A 14,739-nucleotide genomic window follows, 5' to 3' on the forward strand; every position below is an offset into this window, starting at 1 on the left:
CGGCCCGGCGCTTGAGCGCTTCGACGCCGACGCCGGCGGCCTTTGCCACTTCCTCGAACTCCGCTTCGCCATGCGGCAGGAATTCGTGGAGCGGCGGGTCCAGCAGGCGGATGGTGACCGGCAGGCCAGCCATCACCATGAAGATCTGGGCGAAATCGTCGCGCTGTTCGGGCAGCAGCTTGTCGAGCGCCGTGCGGCGGCCCTTTTCGCTGTCGGCCAGGATCATTTCGCGCACGGCGGTGATGCGCGCCGCGTCGAAGAACATATGTTCGGTGCGACACAGGCCCACGCCTTCCGCGCCGAAATCGCGCGCGGTCTGGCAATCGAGTGGGGTTTCGGCGTTGGCGCGCACCTTCAGGCGGCGGACCTTGTCGGCCCACACCATCAGGGTGCCGAAATCACCGGCCAGTTCGGGCTGAACGGTGGGCACTTCGCCCGCCATCACTTCGCCGGTGGACCCGTCGATGGTCAGGATGTCGCCTTCCTTCAGCTCACGGCCGCCGACGCGCAGGATGTTCGCCTTTGCATCGATGGAAATGCCGCCCGCGCCGGAAACGCAGGGGCGGCCCATGCCGCGCGCCACCACGGCGGCGTGTGACGTCATGCCGCCACGTGCGGTCAGGATGCCCTTGGCCGCGTGCATGCCATGAATGTCTTCGGGGCTGGTTTCCACGCGGACGAGGATGACTGCGTCGCCCAGTTCGTTGCGCCGTTCGGCCGTATCGGCGTCGAACACGATCAGGCCCGATGCAGCGCCCGGCGAAGCGGGAAGTCCCTTCGTCAGCACATCGCGCGGCGCGCTGGGATCGAGCGTGGGGTGCAGCAGCTGATCGAGCGCGGCGGGATCGACACGGGCGACGGCTTCTTCCTGCGTGATCAGGCCTTCATTGGCCATGTCCACGGCCATTTTCAGCGCAGCCTTTGCGGTGCGCTTGCCCGAACGGGTTTGCAGCATCCACAGCTTGCCCTGCTGCACCGTGAATTCGATGTCCTGCATGTCGCGATAATGGGTTTCGAGGATTTCGAACACCTTCGCCAGTTCGGCATAGGTTTCGGGCATCGCCTCTTCCATCGACAGCGGCTTGGCCCCTGCCCGTTCGCGCGCGGCCAGCGTCAGATATTGCGGGGTGCGGATGCCCGCGACGACATCTTCGCCCTGCGCGTTGATCAGATATTCGCCATAATAGGCATTTTCGCCGGTCGACGGGTCGCGGGTGAAGGCGACGCCAGTGGCCGATGTTTCGCCCATATTGCCGAACACCATCGCCTGCACATTGACGGCGGTGCCCCATTCGCCGGGAATATTGTTCAGACGGCGATAGACCTTGGCCCGTTCCGACTGCCACGATCCGAACACAGCGCTGATCGCGCCCCACAGCTGGTCATGCACATCCTGCGGGAAAGGCTTGTTCCACAGCTTTTCAACCAGCGCCTTATATTCGGCGACCAGCGCCTTCCAGTCGTCCGCCGACATTTCGGTGTCGAGCGTATAGCCCTGATCTTCCTTGGCGATTTCCAACGCTTCTTCGAACGCGCCATGGTCGAGTTCCAGCACGACGTCCGAATACATCTGGATGAAGCGGCGATAGCTGTCCCAGGCGAAACGTTCGTCGCCCGATGCGGTGGCAAGGCCGACGACGGTTTCGTCGTTCAGGCCAAGGTTCAACACCGTATCCATCATGCCGGGCATCGACGCGCGCGCGCCCGAACGGACCGACACCAACAGCGGATCGGCCGCATCGCCAAAACGCTTGCCCGTGACCCCTTCGATATGCGCGATGCCGTTGGCGACTTCCGCGTTCAGGCTTTCGGGATATTTGCCGCCATCGACATAATAGCGGGTGCACATTTCCGTCGTGATGGTGAAGCCCGGCGGCACCGGAAGGCCGATGGCTGCCATGCCGTCCAGATTGGCGCCCTTGCCACCCAGAAGATTGCGATCCCCCTGACCGCCATCGTCCACGCCGCCACCGAAACGATAGACATAACGCGTCGAATTGCTGCTCATCTGGGCCTCATCCGTCGTGATCATAATATCGGCTCTCCCTGCACTGATTGCCGTGTTGTGCGATGCAATAATAATGCCGCAATTAGCGGGCTACCATAGATTAGAACAGGACTTAACGCGCTTAACTTCGCATATTTCCCGCTTAATTCGAAATTTTGTTTCCCTATCCCGTAATTTTCGAAAAGTCGGCTACCTTGTGCACCGCGTCACGCACCCGCGCCAGCAAAGCGAGGCGAGTCGTGCGCTTCGCCGGATCGGCATCATTGACCGTAACGGCATCGAAGAAGGCGTCGATCGGGGCGCGCAGCGTCGCCAGTGCGGCCATCGCGCTTTCGAACGCTTCCGCCGCAACGGCCTGCGCCGCCTGAGGTTCGGCGGCGTCCAGCGCGGCGATAAGGTCAGCTTCCGCCTTTACGGGCGTGTAGGACAGCCCCTCCACCGTCACGCCAGCGGAGGCTGGGAGCGGATGCTCTAGCACGCCCTCCACCGAGGTGATGGCGTTGGGCACTTCCTTTTTCAGGATGTTCGCGGCGCGCTTATATCCGGCGAGCAGGTTGGCGCCGTCGTCGGTCGAAATGAAGGACTGGAGCGCCTTCACGCGGGCCAGCAGGCGGACCAGATCATCCTCGGCCTTGCCCGTTTCCTGCCCAAGCGCGAACACCGCATCGATCAGGTCGTGGCGAACCCCGGCTTCCTTCTGCTGCACCTTCAGCCGGTCCGCGAAGAAATCGAGGAAAGGCACGTCCGACGCCGCAAAGGCGCCGACGAAGGATTTGATTTCCGGGCGCGCCAGATTGGCGGCCTGCCATTCGACTTCGGTGACCTTGGCCGGGTCCAGCCCGAATTTCGCCAGCGCCTGCGCATCGACATCGGCCAGCGCCTTGGTGTTCAGGAACACATGGCGATAGACATGATCGCTGAGCGCCACGGCATGGATTTTCTTGAGGTTGAGGCGCAGGCCGTTGGTTTCCAGCAGGCGCAGGATCGACAGCGCGGCCCGGCGCAGGGCGAACGGGTCTTTCGATCCGGTCGGCCCCTGTTCGATGCCGAAGAAACCGACCAGCGTGTCCAGCTTGTCGGCCAGACTGACCGCGATGGTGACCGGCGCGGTGGGGACGTCATCGCCCTGCCCGACCGGCTTGTAATGATCGCGGATCGCGTCGGCCACGACATCCGGCAAACCTTCGGCGCGGGCGTAATATCCACCCATAACCCCTTGAAGTTCGGGGAACTCTCCGACCATTTCGGTGACCAGATCGGCCTTGGCAAGGCGGGCCGCCTGTTCGGCCATGTCCGCGTCCGCACCGGGAATGATGCCTTCTTCCACCAGCCAGCGGGCCAGCTTCGCGACCCGCTCCACCTTTTCGGCCACGGTGCCCAGCTTTTCGTGAAAGGTGATGCGGGTCAGCTTCTTCGCCTGATCCGCCAGCGGGGTCTTGCGATCCTGTTCCCAGAAGAAGCGCGCGTCGGACAGGCGCGCCGCCAGCACCTTGCGATTGCCGGCGATGATCGCCGCGCCGCCATCCTTCGCCTCGATATTGGCGGTGCAGATAAAGGCGGGGGCCAGATTGCCGGCTGCATCGCGGAGCACGAAATATTTCTGATTAATCCGAAGGGTTAGCTGAATGACTTCAGGCGGCACCTCAAGGAAAGCCGGGTCGAAATCGCCCAGTAGCGGCACCGGCCATTCGGTCAGCCCCGCATTTTCCGCGACCAAGCCCTTGTCCTCGATCACGCTATAGCCGTGCGCGGCGGCGGCCTGCGCGGCTTTTGCCTCGATGATGTCCTGTCGTTCCTGATGCGACACGATGACATGGGCGGCGCGCAGTTTCGCGGCATAATCGTCCGCGCCGTCGATGCTGACGGTTCCGGTCGAATGGAAGCGATGGCCAACGGTTTCGCGCCCCGCGACGATGCCGTCGATTTCGATGGCGACGACATTGCCGCCCAACAGCGCGACGATCCCCTGCAACGGACGGACCCAGCGCAGGCTTTCGGTCGTCTGGCTGGCCGTGCCCCACCGCATCGATTTGGGCCAGGGGAAGGCGCGGATGACGGCGGGCACGGCTTCGCCCAGCACATCGGCGGTGGCGCGGCCGGGCCGGTTCACCACGGCGAACCACACGCCGTCGCGATCTTCCAGCTGATCCTGCGTCAGGCCGGTCTTGCGCAGGAAGCCGTCGAGCGCCTGCGCAGGCGCGCTGGTGCGCGGGCCTTTGAATTCTTCGGAAACGGCAGCGGTTTCCTGCGGCAGTCCGCGCGCGATCAGCGCCAGACGGCGCGGCGTTACGAAACTGTCCACGCCCTGCGGCTTGAGCCCCGCCTTCGCCAGTTCTTCAGTGAACAGGCGGGCAAGGTCTTCCGATGCCTTCGCCTGCATGCGCGCCGGGATTTCCTCGCAGCGCAATTCGAGGAGGAAGTCAGTCATCACGCAGTCCACCCGTTCACTTCCATCCATTTTTCGCAGCTGCCCTTGGCCAGATCGCGCACGCGGCCGATATAGCTGGCGCGTTCCTGTACGGATATGACCCCGCGGGCCTGAAGCAGGTTGAACACATGGCTCGCCTTGATCGCCTGATCATAGGCGGCGAGCGGTACGCCCGCGTCCAGCGACGCCTTGCACTCCGCCTCCGCATCTTTGAACCAGCGGAACAGCTTTTCGGTGTCGGCGATCTCGAAATTCCATTTCGACATCTGCTGTTCGTTGGCCAGGAACACGTCGCCATAGGTGACGCCCGCATCGTTGAATTTCAGGTCGTACACGCTGTCGACGCCCTGAATATACATGGCGAGCCGTTCAAGGCCGTAGGTCAGTTCCCCCGCGACCGGCTTGCAGTCGAACCCGCCCATCTGCTGGAAATAGGTGAACTGCGTGACTTCCATGCCGTCGCACCACACTTCCCAGCCAAGGCCCCATGCGCCCAGCGTCGGGCTTTCCCAGTCATCCTCGACGAAACGAATGTCATGGACCAGCGGGTCGATGCCGATTTCCCTGAGGCTGCCCAGATACAGTTCCTGCAGGTTCGCAGGGCTGGGCTTCATGATCACCTGATATTGGTAATAATGCTGAAGCCGGTTGGGATTTTCGCCATAGCGGCCGTCGGTCGGGCGGCGGCTGGGCTGCACATAGGCGGCGTTCCAGGCGTTGGGGCCAAGGCTGCGCAGCGTGGTCGCGGGGTGAAAGGTGCCCGCGCCCACTTCCATGTCATAGGGTTGCAGGATGACACAGCCCTGTTTCCCCCAATAGGCATGGAGGGTCAGGATCAGATCCTGGAAGGAAAGCACTTTGCCTTCGGCCACGGAAAATCCTTCGATATATCTATTTGGCAAGTTTCTGCCCCGCGCCTTGGCGCATGGCATGATCATGGTCAAGGGCGCGGACGTGCCGATCCGGCGCGAAACAGGGTTAAACGGCTTGCCGTGGATCGCCGCGCACCCCATGGATGAAGCCATGAAGATGCTTCCCATGCTTTTCCGGTCGCTGGGCGCGGCGCTGCTGCTGACGGGCGGCGTGGCGCAGGGCCGGCCTGCCGGTCCCGCCACCCCCGCCCTCTGGTCCGTCAGCGACGATGATACGACAATCTATTTGTTCGGCACCGTCCATGTGATGAAGCCGGGGATCGACTGGTTCGCGGGCGATGTGAAACGCGCGTTCGACCGGTCCGACGAACTGGTGCTGGAAATCATCGAACCCGACGATCCCGGCGCGATGGGCGCGACCATGGGGACGATGGCGCTGCCGAAGGATGGGGTGAAGCTGTCCGACCGGCTGACGCCCGAAGCGCGCGCCAAATATCAGGCTGCGATGACCGCCAACGGCCTGCCGTGGCAGACGTTCGACATGTTCAACCCGTGGATGAGCGGCATGGCGCTGTCGGTCGCGCCGCTGGCGAAGCTGGGATACCAGAATGACCTTGGCTCCGAAAAAATCCTGCGCACCGCGGCGCAGTCCGCCGGAAAGAAAATCGACGCGCTGGAGACGGTGGACCAGCAGATCGGATTTTTCGCCCAGCTGCCGATGGAACAGCAGATCCAGTTCCTGAACGCCACGGTCGACGGCCTGCCGGACATGGAGAAGGAATTTGGCGACCTGCTGCGATACTGGCAGGCGGGGCAGCCCGACCGGCTGGCCAAATCCATGAACGAATCGTTGGAGGCGACGCCGGAACTGGCACAGGTGCTGCTGACCGGGCGCAACGCCAACTGGGCGAAGTGGATCAAGGCGCGGCTGGAACAGCCCGGCGTGGTCTTCATCGCCGTGGGCGCAGGGCATCTGGCGGGCAAGGGAAGCGTGCAGGAACAGTTGCATGCCATCGGCCTGCGGACCGAGCGCCTGAAAAAGGTCAGGCCATGATGCGGATGATGACGCGCCTGCTGGCGCTGGCCACGCTGACCCTGATGGCGGCGTGCGGGCAGGATACTGCCCCCGCGCCGAAGGTTCAGGGCGGCCCCGCTTTGTGGCAGGTGCAGCGCGGCGACCTGAACGGCTGGCTGTTCGGCACCATCCATGTGCTGCCCAAACATGTCGACTGGCAAACGCCCGCGATCAGCGATGCGATGGGCAGCGCCGACACGCTGGTGCTGGAGGCTGCGGATTTGCAGGATGAGCAGAAGACGCTGACCCTGTTCGAAAATATGGGCCGCAGCCCCGGCCTGCCGCCGCTAGAAAAGCGGGTGCCGGACACGGAAAAGGCGGCGCTGGACAAGGCGCTGAGCGACGGCGGCACCAGCAGCCAGCTTCTGTCCGGATATGAAAGCTGGGCGGCCGCGATGCTGTTGTCGGCCGCCAGCCAGCAGGGTCTGGGCGTCAGTCAGGATGACGGGGTGGAACCGGTGCTGATCGCCGCCTTCAAAAAGGCTGGCAAGCCGATTGGCGGGCTGGAAACCGTGGAACGGCAGTTCGCGGCGTTCGACACCCTGCCCGAAAAGGCCCAATCCGCCTTGCTGGTGCAGACCATCCATGAGGCCAAGGGGATGAAGGCGCTGTACGACCGCATCCTGACCGCATGGTCGAAGGGTGACATGGAAGCGATCGCCAAAGAGGACAAGATCGGCGAGCAGCCCGATCCGGTGGTGGAGGAAGCCATATTGGTCGCCCGCAATCGCGACTGGGTAAAGGCGATTGAACCGATGAAGGGCCGCCCCTTCATCGCCGTGGGCGCCGGGCACCTGACCGGGCAGAACAACCTCATCCAGTTGCTGGAGACGAAGGGGTATAAGGTCACGCGGGTTCAGTGAGCAGAGCCTGCCTCCGCTCGCTTGGAACGCAGTCGAGAGGCAGGTAGCACGCCCCTGGCACTCCCCGGCTGCGCCACGCACGGACGGATTGGCGAAACTGGCCCCCACCCCTTGCCTTTCTGCCCTTTTCTGCTAAAGGCCCCGCTTCCCGCGATGGTCATCCCTGGAGGCGTGGCGGGAAAGTACATCAATGAGCTTTTGGAGACACGCAATGAGCGAGCAGCTTACGCTGTCGGCAGAGGCACGCGATCGGGCAGGCAAGGGAGCCTCCCGCGCTCTCCGCCGTGAGGGCCGCGTACCCGCCGTCATCTATGGTAACAATGAAGAACCCCTGTCGATCCATGTCGAGGAAAAGCTCCTCAACAAGCAGCTCGGCACCGGTCACTTCTTCAATTCGGTCATCATGGTCGAAGTCGGCGGCAAGACCGTCCGCACCCTCGCCAAGGACGTGGCCTTCCACCCCGTCACCGACCGTCCGCTGCACGCCGACTTCCTGCGCGTTTCGGAACATGCGACCGTCACCGTCGCCGTCCCCGTGCGCTTCGAAAATGAAGACGCTTCGCCGGGCCTGAAGAAGGGTGGCGTTCTGAACGTCGTCCGTCACGACGTCGAACTGATCGTCGACGCCGCCAAGATCCCCGAAGACGTCGTCGTCGACCTGTCGGGCTTCGAAGTGGGCGAATCGATCCACATCAGCGCCGTCACGCTGCCCAAGGGCGCGAAGACCGCGATCGACGACCGCGACTTCACCATCGCGACGATCGTCGCTCCTTCGGCTCTCAAGAGCGCCGAAGGCGACAACGAAACCCCGGCCGAAGGCGAATAAGCCTTTTCCAGCCGCAAGGTTTTTGCAAACCCCGTTCGGGCCATGCTCGGACGGGGTTTTGTTTTTCTGGAGGATGTTGATGCAGATCTGGGCTGGCCTGGGCAATCCGGGGCAACAATATGCGATGCACCGGCACAATGTCGGCTTCATGGCCGTCGATGTGATCGCCGACATGTATCGATTTTCTCCGCCCAGAAAACAGTTTCAGGGCTGGGTGCAGGAAGGGCGGATCGGCACGGAAAAGATCGTCCTGCTGAAACCCGCGACCTTCATGAACGAAAGCGGCCGGTCCGTCGGCGAAGCCATGCGCTTCTACAAATTGACGCCGCAGGATGTGACCGTCCTGCACGACGAACTGGACCTTGCACCCATGAAGGTGAAGGTGAAGCGCGGCGGCGGCAATGCGGGCCATAACGGGCTGCGTTCCACCGACGCGCATATCGGCGCGGATTTCCGCCGCGTGCGGCTGGGCATCGGCCATCCGGGGCATAAGGACCGGGTCCATGGCTATGTGCTGGGCAATTATCACAAGAGCGAGATGGACGCGCTGACCGACATGCTGGCCGCCATCGGCGCGGAGGCGGAATGGCTGGCCAGGAATGACGACGTCCGCTTCATGAATGAAGTAGCGCGGCGACTGAACGATTGAACTTAAATTTCCTTAACCTGTTTGCGCATTGCAACATAAGCGGGCCATAACGCCCGCCAGATACGCAGTTCAGGGGATTTTTGGTGATTCAGACCGTTTCCACTATACCGTTCGACGATCAGAATACAGGCACGTCAGGCCTGCGCAAGAAGGTGCGCGTTTTCAAGCATCCCAATTATGCGGAAAATTTCGTTCAGTCGGTGTTCGACAGCCTGGACGGCTTTACCGGCGAAACGCTGGTTGTGGGCGGCGATGGTCGTTACCTGAACCGCGAAGTCATTCAGATCGTGCTGAAAATGGCGGCCGCCAATGGTTTTGGCCGGGTGATCGTGGGTCAGGGCGGCATATTGTCGACGCCCGCCGCATCGCATCTGATCCGATCGTCCGGCGCCTTCGGTGGCCTCGTCCTGTCGGCCAGTCATAATCCGGGCGGCCCGGATGAAGATTTCGGCATCAAATATAATATCGGAAATGGCGGCCCCGCACCTGAAAAAGTGACCGACGCGATTGCCGCCCGATCGCTGGTCATCGACAGCTACAAAATTCTGGACGCTGCGGACGTCGACATCGACATGCTGGGCGTCAGCCATCTGGGCGACATGACGGTCGAGGTGGTCGATCCCGTCACCGCTTACGCCGACCTGATGCGCAGCCTGTTCAATTTCGGCGCGATCCGGGGGATGATAACCGACGGCTTCACCCTCGCCTTCGATTCCATGAGCGCGGTGACCGGTCCCTATGCGGTCGAGATTCTTGAACGACAGCTGGGCGCGCCCGAAGGCACGGTGATGAACGGCACCCCCCTGCCCGATTTCGGCCATCACCATCCCGACCCCAACCTGGTCCATGCCAGGGAATTATACGACCGGCTGATGGCCGATGACGCGCCCGATTTCGGCGCGGCGTCGGACGGCGACGGGGACCGCAACCTCATCATCGGCAGGCATTGCTATGTGACGCCGTCGGATTCGCTCGCCGTGCTGGCCGCCAACGCGCATCTGGCGCCGGGCTATGCCGGGGGCCTCAAGGGCATTGCCCGGTCGATGCCGACCAGCGGCGCGGCCGATCGCGTCGCGGAAAAAATGGGCCTGCCGCTCTATGAAACGCCGACCGGCTGGAAATTCTTCGGCAACCTGCTCGACGCGGGCATGGCGACCATCTGCGGCGAGGAAAGCGCGGGCACCGGGTCCGATCATGTGCGCGAAAAGGACGGCATCTGGGCCGTGCTGCTGTGGCTCAACATTCTGGCCGTGCGCAAACAGAGCGTTGCCGCCATCATGGCCGATCACTGGGCGACCTATGGCCGCAACTATTATGCCCGTCACGATTATGAAGCCATCGCCAAGGACAAGGCCGACGCCCTGATGGCGGCGCTGCGTGGCAGGCTCGCCACCCTGCCCGGCACCGCTAATAGCGGCGGCACGGTGAAAAGCGCGGACGATTTCGCCTATACCGATCCCACCGACCAGTCGGTCAGCAAAAATCAGGGCGTGCGCATCCTGTTCGAAGATAGATCGCGCGTCGTGTTCCGCCTGTCGGGCACGGGGACGGAAGGCGCGACGCTGCGTGTCTATATCGAACGCTATGTCGGGCCGGACGGCGATCTGGGCCTTGAAACCGCCACGGCGCTTGCCCCGCTGATCGCGGCGGCGCAGGAGGTCGCGGACATCAGCGGCTTCACCGGCATGGACCGGCCCAGCGTCATCACCTGATCGCGCGATGCGCAATCCAGCCTTGCGCGACATGCAAACTTACCGCTGGGACACAGGATAGAAACATGGCGCACGTAACAGGCACAAGCGGCTGCGCAGACCGGCCGCCCGTGCCTGTTACGTGCGCCTGTTATGTCTGCGCCTTCATATCCATTTGGGAAGCCCATGCGCCTTGTCCTTGCCCGCCTCTCCACCTGCCTGACCGCCTGCATCGCCCTGCTCTCCATCCCCGCCCAGGCCGCAACGCGTGAGGATGAGCAATTCTGGCTCAACCTGACGGCGATGGGATCGATCAAGGACGAGCTGGTCTATTTCGCGGAAATCCAGCCACGGATCGGCGATGGCATGTCGCGGGTCGACCAGTCGCTGTTTCGCGGCGCGCTGGGCTGGAAATTCTCGCCCACGGTGACGCTCTATCAGGGCTATGCCCATGTCGTCGTGCCGATCGATGGCGGCAAGGACATCAACGAAGAGCGCAGCTTCCAGCAATTGAGCTGGACGCTCGCCAAGCCATGGGGCGGCGAATTATCGTCGCGCACCCGGCTGGAACAGCGCTGGCGGTCCGACGGCGACGACATGGGGTGGCGGGTGCGGGAAATGATCCGCTACGAAAAGCCGCTGAAACCGGGCAGCGACGCCGTCAACGCGCTGGTCTATGCGGAAGGTTTCGCCGCGCTCAACGATACGGACTGGGGCGCGCGCGGCGGCTTCGACCAGCTCCGCAGCTTTTTGGGTGCGGAAATCGGCCTTCCCGGCGCGTCCACGCTGGAGGTGGGCTACCTCAATCAGCTGGTAAACCAGCGCGCAGGCAACACGCGCGTAAACCATGTGGCGTCGGTCACTTTATTCTTCCGTCATTGATTTTCAGCACCGGAAAAGCGCCACATCGACATTTCCGGTGATCAGGACATATGCGCAAGCGATTGATTATAAAGCATAATAGGATCGACGCCATGACAGTCGATCGCCAAATGCGAGATAACCATTGTTATTTCAATAGCTTATAATGCACGCTTTTTCACGCACTGTCTCGTTCGCTGTCTCAAACGGATATTTCACCGCCCGTTATCGGCAATGATGTCCACGCTGGTCCTGCCGCCCGGCGCATCGGTGAACAGGATGAAATAGGCGCTGCCGTCGGCCTTGCGGGTGCCGCCCAGCACATGATCGCCGCCCATCACCTTATGCTCGCCATCATAACCGGCGCGGCGGGCGAGCGTGTAATAATAGTCCATCACGCCCTGGCGCGGCACGGCCGTCACGAAACTGGCGGCCCGCAGAGTGCAGCCATCGGCCTGCGCCCCGGCCGCCTCTGTCAGTTGGGCGCCGGGATAAAGGGCAAAGGGTTCGGGCATGCGCTGCGCCCATTCCATGCCATAGTCGAGCTTCTTCGAGCAGTTGGCGTTGCCCGCCCCTTCGCGCGCCACGGCGCCCAGCGTCACGGTGGAGGCCATCGCTTCCCCCTGCGTCGCGGCGGGTGCGGCGATCAGTTTCCCGCCGGCCAGCTTCACCGCCTGCGCCTGCGCTGCGGCGGCGTCCCCGGTCAGCACCGGCACCGCGCCATTGGCGGCGCGATCGCCCGAACGAACGGCGTTGCGGTTGGATTGGCCCACCAGTTGCGGATCGACCACGATCGGATCGGCCAGCGCGCCTTTCAGCGCCGGGTCGGCGGCATTGTCGGTCAGCTGCGCATCCAGCGCGGCAAGATTGGCATCCTTGTCCCCCTTCCCGCAGGCGGCCAGCGCCAGCACCAGAGAGATCATGCCCAAAGACCGAAAACCCGCCATCCTTTACTCCTTCGTAAACAAGCCCTGAAGAACAGAGGTTAATTTTCCGTTAGGACTTTTGGTAAATCTGCCGGTTTTTGTGCAAGGTGGCCAGTGGCGCCGGACTGGCCTTGTCCCATTGTCTTGATCCGGGACAGATGACGCGCCATGGTCGGCGCATGCTCAACATATTGTCAGCCCTGATTGGCCTTGTCACCCTCATCCTCATGATCCCGGCGGTGATCCCCTTTCTGGGCGCCTTCAACTGGATATTGGTGCCCATGGCGCTGTTCGGTGCGTTCATCGGACTGATGTCGTCGAAGAAAGGCGGACAGAATTTCTGCCTGATCGTCGCGGCGTTCGGCGCTCTGCGCCTGTTCATGGGCGGGGGCATTTTCTGACACAGGATCATGCCGAAGCGCGCAAGGGGTTGATGGCGGCCATCGGCGCCTACGGCCTGTGGGGGCTGCTGCCGCTCTTCTTCCGCCTGCTCCACCATGTCGATCCGGTGGAGATCGTGACGCAGCGTGTGTTGTGGTCGCTGCTGCTGATCGTCGCGATCCTGGCGATGCGCAAGGGATTGCCAGCGTTCATGGCGGCGCTGCGCGACCGGCGGCTGGTGTTGCCGCTGGCGGGGTCGGCGATCATGATCGGCATCAACTGGCTGACCTATGTCTGGGCGGTGAATGAAGGTCATGTCGTGGCGGCCAGTCTTGGCTATTTCCTCAATCCGCTGGTCAACGTGACGCTGGGCGTGTTCGTGCTGAAGGAACGGCTGCGCCGACCGCAGATGCTGGCCATCATGGTGGCATCCGTCGGCGTCGCGATCCTTGCCGCGTCCGCGCTGACGACGCTGTGGATCAGCCTGTCTCTGGCATTCAGCTTCGCCTTTTACGGGCTGCTGCGCAAATTGACGCCGGTGGCGCCGATGACCGGGCTGGGCGTGGAAACGACGCTGCTGACGCCGCTCGCCATCGCGTACCTGTTGTGGGAAGCGAGCCATGGCGGTGTCGGTTTCGGGCAGGATGTGCCCACCACCGCCCTGCTGATCATTTCCGGCGCGGTGACGACTGTGCCGCTGGTCCTGTTCGCGATGGCGGCGCAGCGCCTGCCGATGTCGGCGCTGGGCCTAATGCAATATATCGCGCCGACGCTGCAATTTCTGTGCGGCATCTGGCTGTTCGGCGAAAAGCTGAGCGGCGGGCAGATGATCAGCTTCGGCCTGATCTGGCTGGGCCTGACCCTGTTCGCCAGCGACGGCATCGCCACCGCCCGGCGGAACCGGGCGATGGCGGCCTGAACGATCAGCTGAACTCGGTCGCTTCGAAGCGGACGGCTTCGCCGATCGCTTCATTGGCCAGCGCATCTTCCCACATCACGCGGTTGCCGCGAATGATGGTGCCGATCGCCTTGCCGGTCAGCTGATCGCCTTCGAACGGCGACCAGTTGCACCGCGACGCCAGCCATTCGCTGCCCACGGTCCATTGCTTCTTGAGGTCGACGACGGTGAAGTCGGCGTCGTAGCCCTTGGCAATGCGGCCCTTGCCGGTCAGGCCGAATACACGCTGCGGCCCCGACGACGTCAGTTCGATGAAGCGGCGCAACGACAGGCGTCCCTGCGCCACATGGTTCAGCAGCAGCGGCACCAGCGTCTGGACGCCCGGCATGCCGCTGGGCGACGCGGGATAGGCTTTCGCCTTTTCCTCGATCGTATGGGGCGCATGGTCGCTGCCCAGCACGTCGGGCACGCCCTGATTGAGCCAGAACCACAGGCCGTCGCGATGCGCACCGGACCGGATCGGCGGGTTCATCTGCGCATAGGTGCCAAGGCGCGGATAGGCATCCTCCCCCGCCAGCGTCAGATGCTGCGGCGTGACCTCGCAGGTCGCGATGTCCTTGTTCTGGCCGATATAGTCCAGTTCGGCGGGCGTCGTGATGTGCAGGATATGGATGCGACGGCGCGCCTTGCGCGCCAGTGCGATGATCCGCTTCGTGGCAATCAGCGCGCTTTCGTCATCGCGCCATACAGGATGAGACGACGGGTCGCCCTCCACGCGATAATCCTTTCGCGCATTCATCCGCGTCTCATCCTCCGCATGGATGGCGACGCGGCGCGTACCGCTGGCCAGCACGCGGGACAGCGCATTGTCGTCATCCACCAGCAGGCTGCCGGTCGACGCACCCATGAAGATCTTCACGCCCGACGTGCCGGGAATACGCTCCAGTTCCTTCAGCTGCTCCGCATTTTCCGCCGTCGCGCCGACATAGAAGGCATGGTCGCACCACATGCGATGATGCGCGCGCTTCAGCTTGTCATGCACGCGCTCCGCCGTATCGGTATTGGGATTGGTATTGGGCATTTCGAAGACGGCGGTGATGCCGCCCAGCACGGCCGCGCGGCGGCCCGATTCGAGGTCTTCCTTATGCTCCAGCCCCGGTTCGCGGAAATGGACCTGACTGTCGATGCAGCCGGGCAGGACGTCCAGGCCGGCGCAGTCGATCACCTCCCCCGCATCGCCCAGCGACGTACCGATCGCCAC

General features: G+C 63.1%; 13 protein-coding genes. 8 read left to right on the forward strand and 5 right to left on the reverse strand.

Annotation, left to right across the window (positions count from 1 at the left end):
* The 3 genes from ppdK to ACOJSJ_RS03170 all read right to left on the reverse strand — a co-directional run.
* Nucleotides 1–2,032: pyruvate, phosphate dikinase (ppdK, locus tag ACOJSJ_RS03160; RefSeq protein WP_420143535.1), on the reverse strand; the 2,032-nt coding region annotated here is incomplete at its 3' end.
* A gap of 139 nt (nucleotides 2,033–2,171) precedes the next feature.
* Nucleotides 2,172–4,436, reverse strand: a complete 2,265-nt coding sequence (gene glyS / locus ACOJSJ_RS03165) for a glycine--tRNA ligase subunit beta (RefSeq protein WP_420143536.1) — start codon at nucleotides 4,434–4,436, stop codon at nucleotides 2,172–2,174.
* Nucleotides 4,436–5,308, reverse strand: coding sequence for a glycine--tRNA ligase subunit alpha (locus ACOJSJ_RS03170; protein WP_420143537.1), 873 nt, complete (start codon nucleotides 5,306–5,308; stop codon nucleotides 4,436–4,438). The genes glyS and ACOJSJ_RS03170 overlap by 1 nt, the downstream gene beginning before the upstream one ends.
* A 151-nt stretch (nucleotides 5,309–5,459) precedes the next feature.
* Here ACOJSJ_RS03170 and ACOJSJ_RS03175 point away from each other — a divergent pair, with 151 nt between their 5' ends.
* The 6 genes from ACOJSJ_RS03175 (at nucleotide 5,460) to ACOJSJ_RS03200 (ending at nucleotide 11,294) form a co-directional block, all read left to right on the forward strand.
* Nucleotides 5,460–6,362 (forward strand): TraB/GumN family protein, encoded by a 903-nt coding sequence (locus tag ACOJSJ_RS03175; protein ID WP_420143538.1) that lies wholly within the window; start codon nucleotides 5,460–5,462, stop codon nucleotides 6,360–6,362.
* On the forward strand, nucleotides 6,362–7,246 hold the full coding sequence (locus ACOJSJ_RS03180) for a TraB/GumN family protein (RefSeq protein WP_420143546.1): 885 nt from the start codon (nucleotides 6,362–6,364) through the stop codon (nucleotides 7,244–7,246). Before ACOJSJ_RS03175 ends, ACOJSJ_RS03180 begins: the two co-directional genes overlap by 1 nt.
* A 211-nt stretch (nucleotides 7,247–7,457) precedes the next feature.
* Entirely contained in the window at nucleotides 7,458–8,072 is a 615-nt protein-coding gene (locus ACOJSJ_RS03185) for a 50S ribosomal protein L25/general stress protein Ctc (protein WP_420143539.1), read from the forward strand.
* 79 nt (nucleotides 8,073–8,151) lie between these two features.
* Nucleotides 8,152–8,721, forward strand: a complete 570-nt coding sequence (gene pth, locus ACOJSJ_RS03190; protein ID WP_420143540.1) for an aminoacyl-tRNA hydrolase — start codon at nucleotides 8,152–8,154, stop codon at nucleotides 8,719–8,721.
* An 83-nt stretch (nucleotides 8,722–8,804) separates the two neighbouring features.
* On the forward strand, nucleotides 8,805–10,433 hold the full coding sequence (locus ACOJSJ_RS03195; RefSeq protein WP_420143541.1) for an alpha-D-glucose phosphate-specific phosphoglucomutase: 1,629 nt from the start codon (nucleotides 8,805–8,807) through the stop codon (nucleotides 10,431–10,433).
* 165 nt (nucleotides 10,434–10,598) lie between these two features.
* Nucleotides 10,599–11,294, forward strand: coding sequence for a DUF2490 domain-containing protein (locus ACOJSJ_RS03200; RefSeq protein ID WP_420143542.1), 696 nt, complete (start codon nucleotides 10,599–10,601; stop codon nucleotides 11,292–11,294).
* A gap of 194 nt (nucleotides 11,295–11,488) precedes the next feature.
* Here ACOJSJ_RS03200 and ACOJSJ_RS03205 read toward each other — a convergent pair whose 3' ends face one another.
* Nucleotides 11,489–12,220, reverse strand: coding sequence for a hypothetical protein (locus tag ACOJSJ_RS03205; RefSeq protein WP_420143543.1), 732 nt, complete (start codon nucleotides 12,218–12,220; stop codon nucleotides 11,489–11,491).
* Between the two features lie 158 nt (nucleotides 12,221–12,378).
* Between ACOJSJ_RS03205 and ACOJSJ_RS03210 the strand changes: the two genes are divergently transcribed.
* Nucleotides 12,379–12,600, forward strand: coding sequence for a hypothetical protein (locus tag ACOJSJ_RS03210; protein ID WP_420143547.1), 222 nt, complete (start codon nucleotides 12,379–12,381; stop codon nucleotides 12,598–12,600).
* 32 nt (nucleotides 12,601–12,632) lie between these two features.
* Entirely contained in the window at nucleotides 12,633–13,499 is an 867-nt protein-coding gene (rarD, locus tag ACOJSJ_RS03215; RefSeq protein WP_420143544.1) for an EamA family transporter RarD, read from the forward strand.
* 4 nt (nucleotides 13,500–13,503) lie between these two features.
* On the opposite strand, the gene ACOJSJ_RS03220 is transcribed toward rarD, so the two are convergent.
* Nucleotides 13,504–14,739, reverse strand: a 1,236-nt coding sequence (locus ACOJSJ_RS03220) for a dihydroorotase (RefSeq protein WP_420143545.1), incomplete at its 5' end; no start/stop codon positions are given.

The sequence above is a fragment of the Sphingobium sp. genome (assembly GCF_048594625.1).
Classification (GTDB): Bacteria; Pseudomonadota; Alphaproteobacteria; order Sphingomonadales; family Sphingomonadaceae; genus Sphingobium.

Coding starts and splice junctions, on each gene's coding strand:
- ACOJSJ_RS03200 (WP_420143542.1), top strand. CDS start 10,599: ATGCGCCTTGTCCTTGCCCGCCTCTCCACCTGCCTGACCGCCTGCATC.
- ACOJSJ_RS03205 (WP_420143543.1), bottom strand. CDS start 12,220: ATGGCGGGTTTTCGGTCTTTGGGCATGATCTCTCTGGTGCTGGCGCTG.
- rarD (WP_420143544.1), top strand. CDS start 12,633: ATGGCGGCCATCGGCGCCTACGGCCTGTGGGGGCTGCTGCCGCTCTTC.
- ACOJSJ_RS03185 (WP_420143539.1), top strand. CDS start 7,458: ATGAGCGAGCAGCTTACGCTGTCGGCAGAGGCACGCGATCGGGCAGGC.
- ACOJSJ_RS03180 (WP_420143546.1), top strand. CDS start 6,362: ATGCGGATGATGACGCGCCTGCTGGCGCTGGCCACGCTGACCCTGATG.
- pth (WP_420143540.1), top strand. CDS start 8,152: ATGCAGATCTGGGCTGGCCTGGGCAATCCGGGGCAACAATATGCGATG.
- ACOJSJ_RS03210 (WP_420143547.1), top strand. CDS start 12,379: ATGCTCAACATATTGTCAGCCCTGATTGGCCTTGTCACCCTCATCCTC.
- ACOJSJ_RS03175 (WP_420143538.1), top strand. CDS start 5,460: ATGAAGATGCTTCCCATGCTTTTCCGGTCGCTGGGCGCGGCGCTGCTG.
- glyS (WP_420143536.1), bottom strand. CDS start 4,436: ATGACTGACTTCCTCCTCGAATTGCGCTGCGAGGAAATCCCGGCGCGC.